Consider the following 16,872-nt stretch of genomic DNA (forward strand, 5'->3'; position numbering starts at 1 on the left):
TCTAACACTGTGCCGGTCTCTAACCCTGTGCCGGCTCCTAACGCTGTGACAACTGCTAATACGGTTCCGGCACCTAATAGTATGTCGGTTCCCAATGCTGCACCGGGCTCCGCTCCTGTATATGGACATCCACAGAATAGTTACCCTCAGAATACTTACCCTGCGCAGCAGTATCCGCAGACACAAGCGGGATATGGAGCGGGTCAAAACACGGCGTATGGTGCTCCGTACACTTCTCCAAATCCAGCAGGTCAGCCTATGCAGAACGGTGTAGGTTATAACGGTTTTCCTGACGGTGCGCAGGCTGCCCCGAAGCCAAAAGAAAAGATGATCGCTGCCTTGCTTTCTTTCTTCCTGGGCGGTTTTGGAGCTGCGAATTTTTACATGGGGAAAAATAGCTTCGGTTTTATAAAGCTAGGCATTTTATTACTGACGATCTTTTTGTCGTTCCTAACGATAGTGATACCGCCAATACTAATAATGGTCATACTGGCCGGCACGGCTCTCGGAATTTGGAATCTGGTCGAATTCATTATGATTCTGACGGGTAAAGATCCCTATCGGTGCGATGCTGATGGCGTTCCGCTGGTGTAATAGAGAGCGTCACGGGTTTGGTTTCCAGGCTTTTTGGCGTTAGCATAATTAACCGTGCCCACATAAGTGGGCGGGTTATTGTCCCAGGTAAGCCAGCGAGAGCGGCTGACGCGGTCTTTCTTGCTCAAAATTAGGCTTTGATCTGGACACTTTGCCCCATTAGCTTTTATGGCGTGTGGGGAGCCCCCAGACGCCCTTCCCGTTGCCACAAGGTACGGGTTAACTAACATATTGAGGAAATTCGGTCCATGCCAACTATTCAGCAGCTGGTTCGCAAGGGCCGCCAGGATAAGACTGCAGTTACAAAGACTGCAGCTTTGAAGGGCAGCCCGCAGCGCCGTGGTGTATGCACCCGTGTGTACACCACCACCCCTAAGAAGCCGAACTCGGCCCTTCGTAAGGTCGCACGTGTGCGCCTGTCGTCCGGTATCGAGGTTTCTGCTTACATCCCCGGTGAAGGTCACAACCTCCAGGAGCACTCCATGGTGCTCGTCCGTGGCGGTCGTGTTAAGGACCTTCCTGGTGTCCGTTACAAGATTGTCCGTGGCGCTCTGGATACCCAGGGTGTGAAGGGCCGTAAGCAGGCTCGTTCTCGCTACGGTGCCAAGAAGGAGAAGTAAACATGCCTCGTAAAGGTCCCGCACCCAAGCGGCCTCTCGTCAACGATCCTGTTTACGGTTCTCCGCTGGTTACCCAGCTTGTAAATAAGGTTCTTATTGACGGTAAGAAGTCCACTGCCGAGAGCATTGTCTATGGTGCTCTGGAAATGTGCCGTGAGAAGACCGGCACTGATCCTGTTAACACTCTCAAGAAGGCTCTCGATAACGTTCGTCCTTCTCTTGAAGTTCGTTCCCGCCGCGTCGGTGGCGCTACCTACCAGGTTCCTGTTGAGGTCCGTCCTGGCCGTGCCACTACGCTTGCTTTGCGCTGGCTCGTCGCGTTTTCCCGGCAACGTCGCGAGAAGACGATGGCGGAGCGCCTCGCTAACGAACTGCTTGATGCCTCCAACGGTCTTGGCGCATCTGTGAAGCGTCGCGAAGACACTCACAAGATGGCAGAAGCCAACAAGGCTTTCGCGCACTATCGCTGGTGACGTCGGGGCTGCGCACCACTACACTAGAGGGTGTGCAGTCCAGAACGTTGCGCTTTAGCTACGTTCATAAACTGACCTATGTCAAAAGAGGATCCTTATGGATCCATGATCGAACGGAGAGTTCGAAGTGGCACTTGAAGTGCTTAAGGACCTGAGCAAGGTTCGCAATATCGGCATTATGGCTCACATCGATGCTGGTAAAACCACTGCTACTGAGCGCATCCTGTTCTACACCGGTATTAACTACAAGATCGGTGAGACTCACGATGGCGCTTCCACCATGGACTGGATGGAGCAGGAGAAGGAACGCGGTATTACCATTACCTCCGCGGCTACCACCTGCTACTGGAAGGGCCACCAACTCAACATTATCGACACCCCCGGCCACGTGGACTTCACCGTTGAGGTGGAGCGTTCCCTCCGTGTTCTCGACGGTGCTGTAGCCGTCTTCGACGGCAAGGAAGGTGTCGAGCCGCAGTCTGAACAAGTTTGGCGTCAGGCTTCTAAGTACGACGTCCCCCGTATTTGCTTCATCAACAAGATGGACAAGATGGGCGCCGACTTCTACTACTCGGTAAAGACTATTGAAGATCGTCTCGGTGCTAAGCCGCTAGTTCTGCAGCTCCCGATTGGTGCAGAAGACTCCTTCGATGGTGTTGTCGATCTTCTTACCATGAAGGCCTTGATGTGGCCGGGTAAGGTTGAGCCTGGTCAAGAGACCATCATTGAAGAGATCCCCGCGGATCTTGCCGATCGTGCCGCTGAATATCATGAGAAGCTCATTGAGACCGTTGCTGAGTTCGATGAAGCACTCATGGAGAAGTACTTCGCCGGCGAAGAACTCACTATTGATGAAATCAAGGGCGCTATCCGCAAGCTCACTGTGAACTCGGAAGCTTACCCCGTCATCTGCGGTACTGCCTTCAAGAACAAGGGTGTTCAGCCTCTTCTTGATGCCATCGCCGATTACCTGCCGAGCCCGCTTGACGTTCCGAACATCGTTGGACATGACGTCAACGATGAATCCATCGAAATCGATCGCAAGCCTTCCCTCGATGAGCCATTCTCCGCACTTGCCTTTAAGGTTGCTGCTCACCCGTTCTTCGGCAAGCTCACCTACGTGCGTGTGTACTCCGGCCATGTCAAGTCCGGTGACACCATCTACAACTCCACCAAGGAGAAGAAAGAGCGTGTCGGCAAACTCTTCCAGATGCACTCCAATAAGGAGAATCCGGTAGACGAGGCTTTTGCTGGCCACATCTATGCTTTTATCGGTCTGAAGGAAACCACCACCGGTGACACCCTGTGTGATCCCAACAACCAGGTTGTTCTTGAATCCATGACTTTCCCGGATCCGGTTATCCAGGTTGCTATTGAGCCTAAGACCAAGTCTGACCAGGAGAAGCTGGGTGTCGCCATCCAGAAACTCGCGGAAGAAGACCCCACCTTCACTGTCCAGAATGATGAGCAAACCGGCCAGACCGTTATCGGTGGTATGGGCGAGCTCCACTTGGACGTGCTGGTTGACCGTATGCGTCGCGAGTTCAAGGTTGAAGCTAACGTTGGTAAGCCGCAGGTTGCCTACCGCGAAACTATTCGCAAGGTAGTCGATAAGTACGAGTACACGCACAAGAAGCAGACCGGTGGTTCTGGTCAGTTCGCACGCGTTATTATTCGTCTTTCCCCGCTCACCGAAATTGGTGAGGACGAAGAACACTACAAGTTCATTAACTCCGTTACCGGCGGTCGCATCCCGAAGGAATACATCCCGTCTGTTGACGCAGGTGTCCAGGATGCTATGCAGTACGGTGTTCTCGCAGGCTTCCCACTTGTCGATATTGAGTGCGAGCTCCTTGACGGTGCCTACCACGAAGTTGACTCTTCGGAAATGGCCTTCAAGGTTGCCGGCTCTATGGCATTGAAGGAAGCTGCCAAGAAAGCTTCACCGGTCCTCCTCGAACCCATTATGGCTGTGGAGGTCGTCACCCCTGAGGAGTACATGGGCGATGTAATCGGTGACCTTAACTCCCGTCGTGGCCAGGTTAAGGCCATGGAAGAGCGCAGTGGCGCACGTGTGGTGAAAGCCGATGTGCCGCTGTCTGAGATGTTCGGCTATGTTGGAGACCTCCGGTCGAAGACCCAGGGCCGAGCCAACTACACGATGGTCTTCGGATCCTACGCTGAGGTTCCTCAGAACGTAGCGAAGGAGATCATTGCGAAGGCTAACGGAGAATAAATTCTTCGTGGCCCTGACCCCGCCGAGAGTCTAGGTAATAGGAAACTGATAACTAGGCAATTGGCGGAAATGACAGCTACACTAACCAGGTAGCATCTGACCAAAGATCTGAACCAAATAAGAATTGTTGGCGAGTGTTAACAATTCATGATCGTCCAGGAGGACAACAAAGTGGCGAAGGCTAAGTTCGAGCGGACCAAACCGCACGTAAACATTGGCACCATCGGTCACGTCGACCATGGTAAGACCACCCTGACCGCAGCTATCACCAAGGTGCTGTCGGAGGAATATCCCGATCTCAACGATTCCTTCGCGTTCGACGAGATCGATAAGGCCCCTGAAGAAAAGGCCCGTGGTATTACCATTAACATCTCCCACGTGGAGTACCAGACCAAGAAGCGTCACTACGCTCACGTTGACGCCCCTGGCCACGCTGACTACATCAAGAACATGATCACTGGTGCAGCTCAGATGGACGGCGCTATCCTCGTGGTTGCCGCCACTGATGGCCCCATGCCGCAGACCCGTGAGCACGTGCTCCTCGCTCGCCAGGTGGGCGTTCCCTACATCGTCGTTGCTCTGAACAAGTGCGACATGGTTGACGATGAGGAAATCCTCGAACTCGTTGAGATGGAAGTTCGCGAACTGCTCGCTTCCCAGGACTACGACGAGGACGCCCCGATCGTTCACGTTTCTGCTTACCAGGCTCTGCAGGGCGACGAGAAGTGGAAGAAGTCCATTCTCGAGCTCATGGATGCTGTTGACGAAGCTATCCCGGATCCCGTCCGTGAAACCGATAAGCCCTTCCTTATGCCTATCGAGGACGTCTTCACCATTACTGGTCGTGGCACCGTTGTTACCGGCCGTATTGAGCGTGGCATCATCCACCTCAACGAAGATGTTGAGCTGATTGGTATCCGCGACAAGGCCACCACCACCGTTACCGGCATCGAAATGTTCCGCAAGATGCTCGATGACGGCGAAGCTGGCGACAACGTCGGTCTTCTCCTCCGTGGTGTTAAGCGCGAAGATGTTGAGCGTGGCCAGTGTGTGTGCGCTCCTGGTGCTTACACTCCTCACACCAACTTCGAGGGTTCTGTTTACGTCCTGTCCAAGGACGAAGGCGGCCGCCACACCCCGTTCTTCAACGACTACCGTCCGCAGTTCTACTTCCGTACCACGGACGTAACTGGTGTTGTTAAGCTCGCTGAGGGCACCGAAATGGTTATGCCTGGCGACAACTGCGACATGACCGTCGAGCTCATTCAGCCCGTCGCCATGGATGAAGGCCTCCGCTTCGCTATCCGCGAAGGTGGCCGCACCGTTGGCGCCGGTCGTGTTACCAAGATCATCAAGTAAGGTGACCTTTCCCCAATAAGGGGTAACAGCACACCTGAGTGCTCAAGCTCTTAATGGCCCGCTTCACATCATGTGAAGCGGGCCATTAGTTATTTTGTTTTATCTCTTTTATTTTGTTTTCTTAGCGCATGGCATGCATGGTCATTTTCTTAGTGCACGACATGCACTGCTGTTTTTCTGTAGACAAGTGTCCTATAGGCAGTGTTCTGTAGACACGGTGTTCTATAGGCATGGTGTGCTATAAACCGTGGGAAAGCTAGGCTTCTTTCCCCTCTCTTGTGGAGCTGCTGTCGTTTTGCTGGGGGAGAGCATTGCCGTCTTTTTCGATATCGGAGTAGGGAATTTCTTGTACTCCTCGGTACCGAGCAGACGATGTTGTTCCATCGGGGCGACGTACTTTATCCAAACGCAGGAAAATGCGGCTTGTGGGACCGCAGTATGCGACGGCAACAGGCACATCAGCTGATACTTGTTCAGCTGTTTTAATCAGTGTCGTCAGCGGCACGTCAGCTGGTGCTTGTACGTCAATGTCTAGTGTATCGACGCCATGGTCGCGAACGGCGTGTGCGGATGCAGTACGAATAATTGGTTTAGTCTCCAGGTCACGCGCTATAGCTCTACCTACATCAGAAAGTTCTATATGAATGGCTCCCCCGGGTTGGTCTCCATCAATAATGAGGGTGTCTACAGTGCGTCGCTTGGATAGCTGAACGATACTGTTAAGGCACAACAGTATGATGATGAGAGCAGTAACGACGAGGGTGGTAAACCACCAACTGGTGTTGTCGGCGTCATTGAGTTGGCTCTTGGGCCAGCTATCGTTGAGCCAGCTGGCGAGGGGGTCCACGCCGGCATACCAGAGGATACACACTATGCCGAGGGCGGTTAAAACGAGGCCGACAAGGAAAGTGATAATACGGACGTAGATTTCAGCTCCCCGGGTCATGCGTGCTGACCTCCCTTTTTAACAGGGCGAATGGTGAGTTCCAGCGGATGGTTCACGTATTCCAATTGTGCATTTACAGCTTGTCGTACGCGTTCCACAACATCATCGGGTGTGGGGCCGGCGGTGTAGATGGACACGGTAACTTTTTTGTTGCTAGCGACTGTGCTGGCGCGGGTAACTCCGTATACTTCTTGTGCGGTGTGGGTGCATAGTCTGCAAACGTCGGTGGGGCGCATCCAGACTGCGGCAGAACTGTGGATGGGGAAGTAGCGCACGGCGGCTGGCATACAGGCACCGATGAGCGTGATAACTCCAACTAGCACAAGAATAATTCCAGCGGGAAGAACCCACGTGCCGTAGTGCATATCTCCAATGGCTGATGAGACTGTCCCTAGCCATGATGGACCGCCGATATGGCCTTTTGCGACTATTGCGTCGTGGATAGCAATACCTGCCACAACAAGGAATAGGACGGTAAGAAACCAGACGAATCCAGCGGAACCAGGTCGAGCTTTGGGAGGACGTGGTTGTTTAGTGAGATCGTGGTCAATTGGCTGGGTCATCATTGTCTTCTTCCTGTTCGTCGCAGGGGGCAACAACGTGTTTTACGTGTGGAGAACTATCTAAATCTGCAAGGTCTGCAAGAGTGATACGGGGTGATCGAGAGGTGGATCCTGCAGCGGGCTCGGTAGTGATGGTGTCTACGAATACGGAGACTTCCGTCACTTGTGCATCCATGTAGGCCTCTAGATGGGATCGCACTACTTCGCGTACGCTTCGAGCTACTTGTGCTACGGGGGCAGGCCAGCTTACTGCAATGTGTACTTCAGCAGCGATATATGGACCGTCGGTGGTGATATCGGCTTGCGGAAGAGTTTTGCCCAGTACACTTCGTACTCCTGCTGCTTTTTCAACGCATCCGGGAACAGTGAGGGCTGCTTGGCGAATAATTTGGTTAGTGACGGATTGCTCGATGCGGAGAGATCCTGTCGCTATTGATGAGGGGGAGTCCATTTATCCACGCCCACGGTTGGTAAACATGGCCCGTACGTCGATCTTGCCTTCTATTTGGGCGCCGATAAGGCCTCCTATGGCCCCTAGGAGGATAGCGACGAGGAAGAAGGGGAATCCTCCAGTTGTCCAGGCCAGGGTAAGGAGTATGCCGACGATGACACCATACAAGGTTATTGACATGGATTTCTCCTAAGTTTCTGAGGTGGGTGTGGGCTCCACTAAATCATTAATGTAAACATCCACGGGAACATCTGCGTAGCGGGTGATGGCTTTGCGTACTGTGTTCGCTAGTTTTAGCAGATGGTAGGGCCAGCGGGCGACTAATGCCACGTGTAGATGCCCACTGTCAGAGTCGTATGAAATACCTTTAACAACACCTAGTGGTGTGTAGGTGGAGTTCTCTCCAAAATGCCCACCGTCAAGATGGTCAACACCGGGAATCTGTGACACGACCTTAGAGAGTTTCCTGGCGAGCTCATCGGTGAGTGTAAAAGGTGTGGTTGTCATGGAGATAAGTCACCCTTCGTTGTGTCCGAGAATCGTCTGCATGGACGAAAGGGAAAACGCTAGAGTTCGTTAGTTGACACGTGGTTCCGTCTCTTCGGCTTTATCGTCGTTGGGGAGATGAATATCGATGACGGAGACGTTAACTTCTGTGACTTTCAGTCCGGTCATTCCTTCCACTGCGGAAATGATGTTTTTACGGATTGCGGCAGCTAGTTGATGGATAGCTACGCCGTATTCAGCGACGATGGTGACGTCGACGGCGGCTTCGGTTTCTCCAACTTCGACGGAGATGCCTTGTTGGACGTCGGTGGAGGAGCCGGGGATATGGTCACGAATTGCGCCAGCTAGCCGTGCGGGGCCGTTGCCGAGATCATGGACGCCGGGAACTTCGCGAGTTGCGACACCCGCAATTTTGGCGACGGCGACATCTGCGATGACGGTTTGTCCGCGGTCGGTAAGTTCAGTGGATTTCGTGGCGGAGGTGTTTTTGGTGTCGGGCATTAGCATTCCTTAGAGCTGTCGAGCCAGCTGTTTCAAAGGTGTGCTCCAACGGAATGGAATCCTGTGAACAGCAGGGCAATAAAGACCTGGGGTACGTGTGAAATTCTAGGGTGGGGGAGTTATTTTCTCTCCCAGTTCCAAGATAGCGTGCCGTGACGATATACGCAGTCGTTTTGCCTTTTTGTGCTGAGTGATGCATACTATTCAGGTTGCTTTAACAGGGCAGACGTTTGTGCCATATCTCACGAAGGCCAACTGAGCGCTGGTAAAGCGAGCACGCATGTGATGTGTTCCAGGTTTTCACAAGACGAAGAGTTTGTTCTTGTTGTCTATGGGAATCGGACACATCGTTAAAGGTGATCGGGCGACACGCCCGAGCGCGTGGAACGACGGCGTGACAGATGAACAGCGGATTCGGAACCCCTCGCGGCTCTTCCGGGAAACGGTGTCATCGGTCGATGCCGACGATCACCTGAGGAAGGTGCGATACCTGTGATCGCACAGAGTAAGACAGACCCACTTTGTGGGTGAAGGAAGAGGACAAGCGTGGCGGGACAAAAGATCCGCATCCGGCTAAAGGCCTATGACCACGAAGCTATCGATGCTTCTGCGCGCAAGATCGTCGAGACGGTTACCCGTACCGGCGCCAGCGTGGTCGGCCCGGTGCCGCTGCCTACCGAGAAGAACGTGTACTGCGTCATCCGCTCGCCCCATAAGTACAAGGACTCACGCGAGCACTTCGAGATGCGCACCCACAAGCGCCTCATCGATATTCTCGACCCGACGCCGAAGACTGTTGATGCCCTTATGCGCATCGACCTTCCGGCTAGCGTCGACGTCAACATTCAGTGAGCTTGGAAAACGGCATCGGAGCAGAGAAACCAATGAGTGAAACCGAGATTAAGGGCATCCTGGGCAATAAGCTCGGCATGACCCAGGTCTTCGACGAACAGAACCGGGTTGTCCCCGTTACTGTCGTCAAGGCTGGGCCTTGTGTCGTAACCCAGGTTCGCACCGAAGAGACCGATGGCTACAACGCCGTCCAGATCGCATTCGGCGCCATCGACCCCCGTAAAGTGACTAAGCCTATGGCTGGCCACTTCGCAAAGGCCGGTGTTACGCCGCGTCGCCACATCGCCGAAATCCGTTTTGCGGATGCCGATGCGGCTGCTAACTATGAGGTGGGTCAGGAACTCACCGCCGATATCTTCGAAGCGGGAGCTTTCGTCGACGTTACCGGTACCTCTAAAGGTAAGGGATACGCCGGTACGATGAAGCGCCACGGCTTCGCCGGACAGGGTGCCGCACACGGTACTCAGGCCGTGCACCGTCGTCCTGGTTCTATTGGCGCTTGCGCCACCCCAGGTCGTGTCTTTAAGGGCATGCGCATGTCTGGTCGTATGGGCGGAGATCGTGTTACCGCCTTGAATTTGAAAGTCCAGAAGGTGGATACCGAATCTGGTCTCCTCCTCATCAAGGGCGCTATTCCCGGTCCTAAGGGATGCCTCGTGATGGTGAAGTCCGCTGTGAAGGGTGGTGCGAAGTAATGGCTCTTACACTTGACGTCCGCACCCCGGATGGCAAAACCGCGGGAACCGTTGATCTCCCTGCCGACATTTTCGACAAGGAACCCAACATCTCCCTTATGCACCAGGTTGTTGTCGCACAGCAGGCTGCTGCTCGCCAGGGAACACATGCTACGAAGACTCGCGGCATGGTTTCCGGTGGTGGTAAGAAGCCATTCCGTCAGAAGGGCACTGGTCGTGCACGTCAGGGTTCTACCCGTGCACCACAGTTCACCGGTGGTGGTACCGTATTCGGCCCGCAGCCGCGTGACTACACCAAGCGCGTACCTAAGAAGATGAAGGCTGCCGCTCTCGCCGGCGCTCTCACCGATCGTGTACGCAATGATCGCATGTTTGTCATCAGTGAGCTTGTCGAAGGACAAACTCCTTCCACCAAGTCTGCACAGAAATTCCTGGCAGGCTTGACTGATCGCACCAAGTTCCTTCTCGTCCTCGGACGCGAGGATCTGGCTGCGTGGAAGTCTGTTGCAAACCTCAACTACGTCCACCCGATTGCTGCTGATCAGCTCAACACCTACGACGTGTTGAATGCTGACGACGTGGTCTTCACGGTGGAAGCTCTCAATACTTTTGTTTCCGCAAAGCAGCCTAAGGAGGAGACCAAGTGAGCACTATCGCAAATCCTCGCGACATCATCTTGGCCCCGGTAGTCTCCGAGAAGGCTTATGGTCTTATGGAGCAGAACGTCTACACGTTCTATGTCGCTCCGGAAGCTAATAAGACTCAGATTAAGATCGCCATCGAAGAGATCTTTGGAGTCAAGGTTGCCAATGTGAATACCGTCAACCGTCAGGGCAAGCGCAAGCGTTCCCGCACTGGCTATGGCCAGCGTAAGAGCACTAAGCGCGCAATTGTTACCCTTGCTGAGGGTAGCGAGCCTATCGAGATCTTCGGAGGAGCGGCTTCCTAATGGCTATTCGTAAGTACAAGCCGACGACCCCCGGTCGTCGTGGCTCGAGCGTCTCCGATTTTGCTGAGATTACCCGCTCGAATCCTGAAAAGTCTCTGCTCCGTCCTCTTTCCAAGACCGGTGGTCGTAACGTCCACGGACGTATTACTACTCGTCACAAGGGCGGCGGACATAAGCGTCAGTACCGCATCATCGACTTCAAGCGTGTCGACAAAGACGGCGTGAAGGCCAAGGTTGCTCATATCGAGTACGACCCCAACCGCACTGCTAACATTGCTCTTCTGCACTACGTCGATGGCGAGAAGCGCTACATCATTGCCCCTAAGGGTCTCCAGCAGGGTGCAATTGTTGAATCCGGCCCAAATGCCGACATTAAGCCCGGTAATAACCTGCCGCTTCGCAACATCCCCGTCGGCACCACCCTTAACTGTGTGGAATTGAAGCCGGGCGGCGGTGCAAAGCTTGCTCGTTCCGCTGGTGCTGGTATTCAGCTACTTGGTCGTGAAGGTGCGTATGCTTCCTTGCGTATGCCCTCCGGCGAAATCCGCCGTGTCGATGTGCGCTGCCGCGCTTCTATCGGCGAAGTTGGCAACGCTGAGTGGATCAACATCGACTGGGGTAAAGCCGGTCGTATGCGTTGGAAGGGCGTTCGCCCGACCGTCCGCGGTGTTGTTATGAACCCGGTTGACCACCCGCATGGTGGTGGTGAAGGTAAGACCTCTGGTGGTCGTCACCCGGTCAGCCCGTGGGGTCAGCCCGAGGGTCGTACCCGTAAGCCCAACCGTCCCAGCGATCCGCTTATTACGCGTCGTCGTCGCACTGGTAAGAACCATTAAGGAGGGAATGAAGTATGCCTCGTAGCCTTAAGAAAGGCCCATTCGTAGACGAACACCTCCTTGCTAAGGTGGACGCCCAAAACGAAAAGGGTACCCAGCAGGTTATTAAGACCTGGAGCCGTCGCTCCACTATCCTGCCCGATTTCATCGGCCACACTTTTGCTGTGCATGATGGTCGCAAGCATGTCCCCGTTTTCATCACCGACTCCATGGTTGGTCACAAACTGGGTGAGTTTGCCCCTACCCGCACTTTTAAAGGTCACATCAAGGATGACCGGAAGGGTACGCGTCGATGAGCACTGAAAACATGGATGAGCGCACGAGCGCTCGCGCAACTGCCAAGTTCGTTCGCGTGGCTCCGTTCAAGGCCCGTCGTGTGATCGATCTGATTCGTGGTAAGTCCGTCGATGAAGCAGCTTCTATCCTGCGGTTTGCTCCGCAGTCTGCATCTGAGCCGGTCGCGAAGGTTCTCGCCTCTGCCGTGGCAAATGCTGAGAATAACTTCAACCTAAATCCCGCTGATCTCGTGGTCTCCGTCGCCTATGCGGATGAAGGCCCGACGATGCGTCGATTCCAGCCGCGCGCCCAGGGTCGTGCTTTCCATATTCGGAAGCGCACGAGCCACATCACCATCGAGGTCGCACTGCGCTCCGCCGTTGCAGACCGCAAGAGCCAGAAGGGAAGTGCTCGCTAGTGGGTCAGAAAATTAACCCTGTAGGCTTCCGCCTGGGTATTACCTCCGATTGGAAGTCACACTGGTACGCCGACAAGCAGTACGCTGAGTACGTTGCCGAGGACATTAAGATCCGCAAGTTCCTGAGCGAAAACCTGGAGCGTGCTGGCGTGTCCGCTATCGACATCGAGCGCACCCGCGATCGCGTCCGCGTTGATATTCACACTGCCCGCCCGGGCATCGTCATTGGGCGTCGTGGTGCTGAAGCTGAGCGTATTCGTGGAGAGCTGGAAAAGCTCACCTCGAAGCAGGTTCAGCTCAACATCCTCGAAGTGAAGAATATTGATGCTGACGCTCAGCTGGTTGCACAGTCTATTGCTGAACAGCTTTCCAACCGCGTGGCTTTCCGTCGCGCTATGCGTAAAGCCATCCAGTCCGCTATGCGTCAGCCCCAGGTCAAAGGCATTAAGATTGTGTGCTCTGGCCGTCTGGGTGGCGCTGAAATGTCTCGTTCCGAGCGTTACCACGAAGGCCGTGTGCCCCTGCACACTCTTCGCGCAGAGATCGACTATGGCACCTTTGAAGCCCGTACCACTTTCGGACGCATTGGTGTGAAGGTATGGATCTACAAGGGTGACGTTGTCGGAGGCCGTCGTGAATCCGCCATGGCTATACAGGAAGCAGAGCGTAACCGTCGTGGAGGACGTTCCCGTCGTGGAGGACGTTCTTCCAACCGCCGCAATTCTTCCCGTAATGCCGCAGCTGACCAGAAGAAGGAGGCATAACAACAATGCTTATCCCTCGTCGTGTCAAGCATCGCAAGCAGCACCGTCCGGTACGTACCGGTATCTCTAAGGGTGGAAATAAACTTACCTTTGGTGATTACGGTGTGCAGGCTCTGGAGCCGGTCTACTTGACCAACCGCCAGATTGAAGCTGCTCGTATTGCTATTAACCGCCACATCAAGCGTGGCGGCAAGGTCTGGATTAACGTCTTCCCGGACCGTCCACTCACCAAGAAGCCTGCCGAAGTCCGAATGGGTTCCGGTAAAGGCGCCGTTGAATGGTGGGTTGCCAATATCAAGCCCGGCCGAATTCTCTTCGAGATTTCTTACCCGGACGAGGCTGTTGCTCGCGAGGCCCTGCGCCGCGCCCAGCATAAGCTTCCTATTAAGACCCGTATCGTCGCTAGGGAGGAGCAGTTCTAATGGCACTCGGAACTTCTGCCGCTGAGCTGCGTGAGCTCAGCAATGCCGACCTCGAAGCAAAGCTTCGTGAGTCCAAGGAGGAGCTGTTCAACCTCCGTTTCCAGCTTGCTACTGGCCAGCTGGATAACAATCGCCGACTCGGTGTCGTCCGCAAGGACATTGCCCGCATCTACACCGTACTGCGCGAGCGTGAGCTCGGCCTCAGTGCTGTCCCGGGCGGTGACGAGTAATGAAGGAAAATACCGTGGCTAACGACACTGAAGAGCGTGGACGTCGTAAAGTTCGTATCGGCTATGTCGTGTCCGACAAGATGGACAAGACTGTCGTTGTAGAACTTGAAGATCGCGTTAAGCACCCGCTTTATGACAAGATTATTCGCCGTACTTCTCGCGTGAAGGCTCACGATGAGAACAACACCGCTGGTATTGGCGACCGCGTGCGTATTATGGAAACTCGCCCGCTGTCTGCTACCAAGCGCTGGCGTCTTGTTGAGATTCTTGAGAAAGCTAAGTAAATACCTTAGTGGCTCTCACTAGTTCATCTAGGAGAGATAGAGAATACAATATGGAACTGCCCCACACGGATGACGTGTGGGGCAGTTCCATATATGTAATGAGGACATGTTTGTCATATAAACGCGTTACATAGATACAAGGCTGGACCAGTATTGTTGGACCAGTGTTAATGGTTATGAATAGTTCTGAAAGAGCGTGCGATAAGCACTATTCCATTATTTGATCGAACTAAAGATATATGAATAGAGTGGAGAGAAACACTATTCCCGCCTGAAGGGTTTGTCATGGGAAAAGACTATTTAGCTGTCATGGATATCGGAACGCAGAGTAGTCGCGTTATCGTTTTCGATACTCACGGTAACGTTATTTCCCAGGCAAGTCGTACAGCTCAACCGTATTACTCACAACAACCTGGTTGGGCAGAAATGCCTTCTGATCAAGTGTGGAATGACTGCAAGGATATTCTTACAGAGGTCACCCGTGAGCTGGGGGATGAGAAGAAGAATATTCGCTCGCTTGCTATTACAGCGAATCGCGACAACATTATGCCGCTTGACAAGAACCTCACCCCTTTGCGGGATTGGATTATCTGGCTAGATAAAAGACAGACGCCAGAAGCTGTCCATGCTATTCACCATAAGGCCACGATGAAAACGCGTCTTGTCTCCGGTGTAGCACGTGGACTTATGGATTATGCTGCCTCTAATTCAAAATTCAATTGGATTAAATATCATGAGCCAGAAGTCCATCAACAAGCCGCATATTATTGCACTCTTTCCGGCTATCTAACATTAAAACTTACTGGTAACACTGCTGACGCTACTGGTATGCAGTGTGGTTACCTCCCCTTCGACACCGCCCACGAAACGTGGTTCGCGTTTGATTTTATGTACGAGGTCTTTGGGGTACGTCGAGATCAAATGTTCACCTTGGTAAAACAAGGGGATATTTTAGGCACAATTACCACAGAGGCAGCTCAAGCTACCGGACTTCCCGAGGGCTTACCCGTCGTCGCAACGGCAGGGGATAAGCAGGTTGAATCTTTAGGTGCGGGAGCCTTTACCCCGCGGGAAGCTGTTATCTCATACGGTACTATGGCGTCCCTATCTGTCATGATGAATAAACCCGTCAGCGATCTTCACTTCAAATTCAATACATTTCCGGGAGCATTACCGAAGAAGTGGAACGCAGAATTCCATATTTATCGAGGGTATTGGCTTATTACGTGGCTTTATTGGCAGTATGCAGGCCATTATGAAAGCTATGACGAGTTTTTAAGTGAAATGACGACGGCTGCGCAGTCTGTTCCGCCAGGTTCCCGTGGTCTTTTCTTATTCCCCTTCTTTACACAACATGAAGGGTTCCACCCGGATGCGCGTGGCTCTATTGTGGGTCTTACCGACACACATCGGCGCGAGGATATTTATCGCTGTTTCCTGGAGGGAATCGCATTCGCTATGCGCCAGGGACTTGATGTTATAGAGAAGGCCTCTCATCAGAAAACGAAGCGTGTTATTGTCTGCGGCGGTGGTTCTCAATCCGATGTGGGTATGCAGATTACTGCAGATATTCTTAACCGCCCCACAGTTCGTCTCGACAATGTAGAAGTGTGCGCTATCGGTGCTGCTATTCTTGGCGGTAAAGCAGTTGGCGTTTTTAAAAATGTTGAAGAGGGAATTAACGCCATGCGTAGAGAGGCACGTGTGTTTATGCCGCACGCTGCCAACGTGGCAATCTACGAAGACATCTATGAGAATGTCTATCTACCGTATTACAAGAACAATGAGGATGCTTTCCGTGTTCTTAATAAGTACGGCACTCTCGAGAAGAGATAGATTGATAGCTTGATAGCTTATTAGTGCGCCTGTCTCGTCATCAAGGCAACACATTTCTCTACATTCCTTTAGATGCTTGTCTCCTCTAAAAAGGTGGAGTAGATACTGTAAATGTCATCGTCATAATGGCAATTGATGAGCTTTCACCTGTTTAGCGTTCAGGTTCATCAATCTAGTTAACTGTTGACATAAGTAGATTAGATTGTGCCCTATGAAGCGTCGTGTTGACCATAACTATCCACTACTACTCGACCGTCCTTTTTTCTCCCCCGGACGTTGGAAATGCATGGTTAAAGCGCTGGGATTATTAATAAGTAGCATTGTGGTAGTTGGTGCTACAGGTGCAGTTGTACCGGTTTATGCATCACCACTGGATGAGAGAACTGATGGCTCGGACGTGGTTAATGAAGCAGATCCGCTTGTCCATGTCGTGAGCGAAGCTTCCAGTGAAATGGACATTACAGAGTGTATGGCTGGCTATGTGTTTCAGCGGGATGGACATTTTTACGGTATTACGACAACTGATTGTGGTCCGACGGGTACTGTCGTCTCAAAACTTGATAAGCAAGGACAGAAACAGCGTGTAGGGGAGGTTATAGCACACGATAAAGCTAATTCGTCTCTTGCAGTTATTCAATTTGATGATCACGTACGGCAGGGTCGCATTTACCAGCTAATTTCACGTGATAAATACCCTCGACCTGTAGTAAATACCATCGATTACTTTGGGAGAGGCTCCCATAATTTCGATAACTCCGTCATTCTCAGCTATCCCAAGGATAATGGTGAAGGCGTGTCTACCTTTACTTTTACGTGCGAACCACGTTTTGCTATTCAGGGCAGTCCTCTTCTTGTGGAACAGACAACTATGGTGGGGATGTACACGTCCGCATGGCCTAGATTGTCACCAGTAGCGCTGTGTCGTGGTGTCACCGCTAGTTACATAGAAGATTTTTCTCAACAGGGGAACTGGGTACAGTGACAGTGCGGTGATGGTGTAGTTGCTCTAATTTGGTCATTTACCTGCAGAATTCTATACTTATACAGTTGCTGTCTGTGC

At 52.9% G+C, this 16,872-nt stretch carries 24 protein-coding genes; 18 read left to right on the plus strand and 6 right to left on the minus strand.

What is annotated here, in order from left to right; translation table 11 throughout:
- The 5 genes from DI579_RS05430 to tuf form a co-directional block, all read left to right on the plus strand.
- A partial coding sequence (locus DI579_RS05430) for a TM2 domain-containing protein (protein ID WP_303678858.1) occupies positions 1-594 on the plus strand: 594 nt, incomplete at its 5' end.
- A 248-nt stretch (positions 595-842) separates the two neighbouring features.
- Positions 843-1,214 carry a 30S ribosomal protein S12 gene (gene rpsL, locus DI579_RS05435; protein ID WP_053961761.1) on the plus strand — a complete coding sequence of 124 codons (372 nt, stop codon included), beginning with the start codon at positions 843-845 and terminating at the stop codon, positions 1,212-1,214.
- Positions 1,215-1,216: 2 nt separating this feature from the next.
- A complete protein-coding gene (gene rpsG / locus DI579_RS05440; protein ID WP_303678859.1) occupies positions 1,217-1,687 on the plus strand; it encodes a 30S ribosomal protein S7 in 471 nt (156 codons plus the stop codon).
- Between the two features lie 127 nt (positions 1,688-1,814).
- Complete coding sequence (gene fusA, locus DI579_RS05445) at positions 1,815-3,923, plus strand: elongation factor G (RefSeq protein WP_290595825.1); 2,109 nt, start codon at positions 1,815-1,817, stop codon at positions 3,921-3,923.
- Positions 3,924-4,094: 171 nt separating this feature from the next.
- Entirely contained in the window at positions 4,095-5,282 is a 1,188-nt protein-coding gene (gene tuf / locus DI579_RS05450) for an elongation factor Tu (protein ID WP_303678860.1), read from the plus strand.
- A gap of 256 nt (positions 5,283-5,538) precedes the next feature.
- Here the strand turns inward: tuf and DI579_RS05455 are convergent, their stop codons facing one another.
- From DI579_RS05455 to DI579_RS05480, 6 genes are all read right to left on the minus strand, one after another.
- Entirely contained in the window at positions 5,539-6,228 is a 690-nt protein-coding gene (locus DI579_RS05455) for a hypothetical protein (protein ID WP_290595823.1), read from the minus strand.
- Positions 6,225-6,794, minus strand: a complete 570-nt coding sequence (locus tag DI579_RS05460) for a DUF6286 domain-containing protein (protein ID WP_290595821.1) — start codon at positions 6,792-6,794, stop codon at positions 6,225-6,227. Before DI579_RS05460 ends, DI579_RS05455 begins: the two co-directional genes overlap by 4 nt.
- Positions 6,775-7,242 (minus strand): Asp23/Gls24 family envelope stress response protein, encoded by a 468-nt coding sequence (locus tag DI579_RS05465; RefSeq protein WP_303678861.1) that lies wholly within the window; start codon positions 7,240-7,242, stop codon positions 6,775-6,777. The genes DI579_RS05460 and DI579_RS05465 overlap by 20 nt, the downstream gene beginning before the upstream one ends.
- Positions 7,243-7,422 carry a DUF2273 domain-containing protein gene (locus DI579_RS05470; protein WP_290595817.1) on the minus strand — a complete coding sequence of 60 codons (180 nt, stop codon included), beginning with the start codon at positions 7,420-7,422 and terminating at the stop codon, positions 7,243-7,245.
- Between the two features lie 9 nt (positions 7,423-7,431).
- The gene (locus DI579_RS05475) at positions 7,432-7,749 is read right to left on the minus strand and encodes a hypothetical protein (protein WP_290595815.1); all 318 of its coding nucleotides are present in this window, start codon (positions 7,747-7,749) and stop codon (positions 7,432-7,434) included.
- A gap of 69 nt (positions 7,750-7,818) precedes the next feature.
- Positions 7,819-8,250, minus strand: a complete 432-nt coding sequence (locus DI579_RS05480) for an Asp23/Gls24 family envelope stress response protein (protein ID WP_303678862.1) — start codon at positions 8,248-8,250, stop codon at positions 7,819-7,821.
- Positions 8,251-8,796: 546 nt separating this feature from the next.
- Here DI579_RS05480 and rpsJ point away from each other — a divergent pair.
- From rpsJ to DI579_RS05545, 13 genes are all read left to right on the plus strand, one after another.
- Positions 8,797-9,102, plus strand: a complete 306-nt coding sequence (gene rpsJ / locus DI579_RS05485; protein ID WP_003883485.1) for a 30S ribosomal protein S10 — start codon at positions 8,797-8,799, stop codon at positions 9,100-9,102.
- A gap of 32 nt (positions 9,103-9,134) precedes the next feature.
- Positions 9,135-9,797 carry a 50S ribosomal protein L3 gene (gene rplC / locus DI579_RS05490; protein WP_290595808.1) on the plus strand — a complete coding sequence of 221 codons (663 nt, stop codon included), beginning with the start codon at positions 9,135-9,137 and terminating at the stop codon, positions 9,795-9,797.
- Positions 9,797-10,444, plus strand: a complete 648-nt coding sequence (rplD, locus tag DI579_RS05495) for a 50S ribosomal protein L4 (protein WP_290595806.1) — start codon at positions 9,797-9,799, stop codon at positions 10,442-10,444. Before rplC ends, rplD begins: the two co-directional genes overlap by 1 nt.
- Entirely contained in the window at positions 10,441-10,746 is a 306-nt protein-coding gene (rplW, locus tag DI579_RS05500; RefSeq protein ID WP_290595804.1) for a 50S ribosomal protein L23, read from the plus strand. Before rplD ends, rplW begins: the two co-directional genes overlap by 4 nt.
- On the plus strand, positions 10,746-11,582 hold the full coding sequence (gene rplB, locus DI579_RS05505; RefSeq protein ID WP_290595802.1) for a 50S ribosomal protein L2: 837 nt from the start codon (positions 10,746-10,748) through the stop codon (positions 11,580-11,582). The genes rplW and rplB overlap by 1 nt, the downstream gene beginning before the upstream one ends.
- 14 nt (positions 11,583-11,596) lie before the next feature.
- On the plus strand, positions 11,597-11,878 hold the full coding sequence (rpsS, locus tag DI579_RS05510; protein ID WP_290595800.1) for a 30S ribosomal protein S19: 282 nt from the start codon (positions 11,597-11,599) through the stop codon (positions 11,876-11,878).
- Positions 11,875-12,276, plus strand: a complete 402-nt coding sequence (rplV, locus tag DI579_RS05515; protein WP_290595798.1) for a 50S ribosomal protein L22 — start codon at positions 11,875-11,877, stop codon at positions 12,274-12,276. The genes rpsS and rplV overlap by 4 nt, the downstream gene beginning before the upstream one ends.
- The gene (gene rpsC / locus DI579_RS05520; protein ID WP_290595796.1) at positions 12,276-13,040 is read left to right on the plus strand and encodes a 30S ribosomal protein S3; all 765 of its coding nucleotides are present in this window, start codon (positions 12,276-12,278) and stop codon (positions 13,038-13,040) included. The genes rplV and rpsC overlap by 1 nt, the downstream gene beginning before the upstream one ends.
- Before the next feature lie 5 nt (positions 13,041-13,045).
- Positions 13,046-13,462 (plus strand): 50S ribosomal protein L16, encoded by a 417-nt coding sequence (gene rplP / locus DI579_RS05525; RefSeq protein WP_290595794.1) that lies wholly within the window; start codon positions 13,046-13,048, stop codon positions 13,460-13,462.
- Complete coding sequence (rpmC, locus tag DI579_RS05530) at positions 13,462-13,692, plus strand: 50S ribosomal protein L29 (protein ID WP_053961745.1); 231 nt, start codon at positions 13,462-13,464, stop codon at positions 13,690-13,692. The genes rplP and rpmC overlap by 1 nt, the downstream gene beginning before the upstream one ends.
- Entirely contained in the window at positions 13,692-13,976 is a 285-nt protein-coding gene (gene rpsQ, locus DI579_RS05535) for a 30S ribosomal protein S17 (RefSeq protein ID WP_233404247.1), read from the plus strand. Before rpmC ends, rpsQ begins: the two co-directional genes overlap by 1 nt.
- Positions 13,977-14,261: 285 nt before the next feature.
- The gene (locus tag DI579_RS05540; RefSeq protein ID WP_303678898.1) at positions 14,262-15,812 is read left to right on the plus strand and encodes an FGGY-family carbohydrate kinase; all 1,551 of its coding nucleotides are present in this window, start codon (positions 14,262-14,264) and stop codon (positions 15,810-15,812) included.
- Positions 15,813-16,023: 211 nt separating this feature from the next.
- Positions 16,024-16,794, plus strand: a complete 771-nt coding sequence (locus DI579_RS05545; protein ID WP_303678899.1) for a hypothetical protein — start codon at positions 16,024-16,026, stop codon at positions 16,792-16,794.
- Positions 16,795-16,872: the final 78 nt, after the last annotated feature.

Source organism: Lawsonella clevelandensis (assembly GCF_003241315.1).
Taxonomy (GTDB): domain Bacteria; phylum Actinomycetota; class Actinomycetes; order Mycobacteriales; family Mycobacteriaceae; genus Lawsonella; species Lawsonella clevelandensis_A.

Coding starts and splice junctions, on each gene's coding strand:
- rpsL (WP_053961761.1), top strand. CDS start 843: ATGCCAACTATTCAGCAGCTGGTTCGCAAGGGCCGCCAGGATAAGACT.
- rpsG (WP_303678859.1), top strand. CDS start 1,217: ATGCCTCGTAAAGGTCCCGCACCCAAGCGGCCTCTCGTCAACGATCCT.
- DI579_RS05455 (WP_290595823.1), bottom strand. CDS start 6,228: ATGACCCGGGGAGCTGAAATCTACGTCCGTATTATCACTTTCCTTGTC.
- DI579_RS05460 (WP_290595821.1), bottom strand. CDS start 6,794: ATGATGACCCAGCCAATTGACCACGATCTCACTAAACAACCACGTCCT.
- DI579_RS05465 (WP_303678861.1), bottom strand. CDS start 7,242: ATGGACTCCCCCTCATCAATAGCGACAGGATCTCTCCGCATCGAGCAA.
- DI579_RS05470 (WP_290595817.1), bottom strand. CDS start 7,422: ATGTCAATAACCTTGTATGGTGTCATCGTCGGCATACTCCTTACCCTG.
- DI579_RS05475 (WP_290595815.1), bottom strand. CDS start 7,749: ATGACAACCACACCTTTTACACTCACCGATGAGCTCGCCAGGAAACTC.
- DI579_RS05480 (WP_303678862.1), bottom strand. CDS start 8,250: ATGCCCGACACCAAAAACACCTCCGCCACGAAATCCACTGAACTTACC.
- rplC (WP_290595808.1), top strand. CDS start 9,135: ATGAGTGAAACCGAGATTAAGGGCATCCTGGGCAATAAGCTCGGCATG.
- rplD (WP_290595806.1), top strand. CDS start 9,797: ATGGCTCTTACACTTGACGTCCGCACCCCGGATGGCAAAACCGCGGGA.
- rplB (WP_290595802.1), top strand. CDS start 10,746: ATGGCTATTCGTAAGTACAAGCCGACGACCCCCGGTCGTCGTGGCTCG.
- rpsS (WP_290595800.1), top strand. CDS start 11,597: ATGCCTCGTAGCCTTAAGAAAGGCCCATTCGTAGACGAACACCTCCTT.
- rplV (WP_290595798.1), top strand. CDS start 11,875: ATGAGCACTGAAAACATGGATGAGCGCACGAGCGCTCGCGCAACTGCC.
- rplP (WP_290595794.1), top strand. CDS start 13,046: ATGCTTATCCCTCGTCGTGTCAAGCATCGCAAGCAGCACCGTCCGGTA.
- rpmC (WP_053961745.1), top strand. CDS start 13,462: ATGGCACTCGGAACTTCTGCCGCTGAGCTGCGTGAGCTCAGCAATGCC.
- rpsQ (WP_233404247.1), top strand. CDS start 13,692: ATGAAGGAAAATACCGTGGCTAACGACACTGAAGAGCGTGGACGTCGT.
- DI579_RS05540 (WP_303678898.1), top strand. CDS start 14,262: ATGGGAAAAGACTATTTAGCTGTCATGGATATCGGAACGCAGAGTAGT.
- DI579_RS05545 (WP_303678899.1), top strand. CDS start 16,024: ATGAAGCGTCGTGTTGACCATAACTATCCACTACTACTCGACCGTCCT.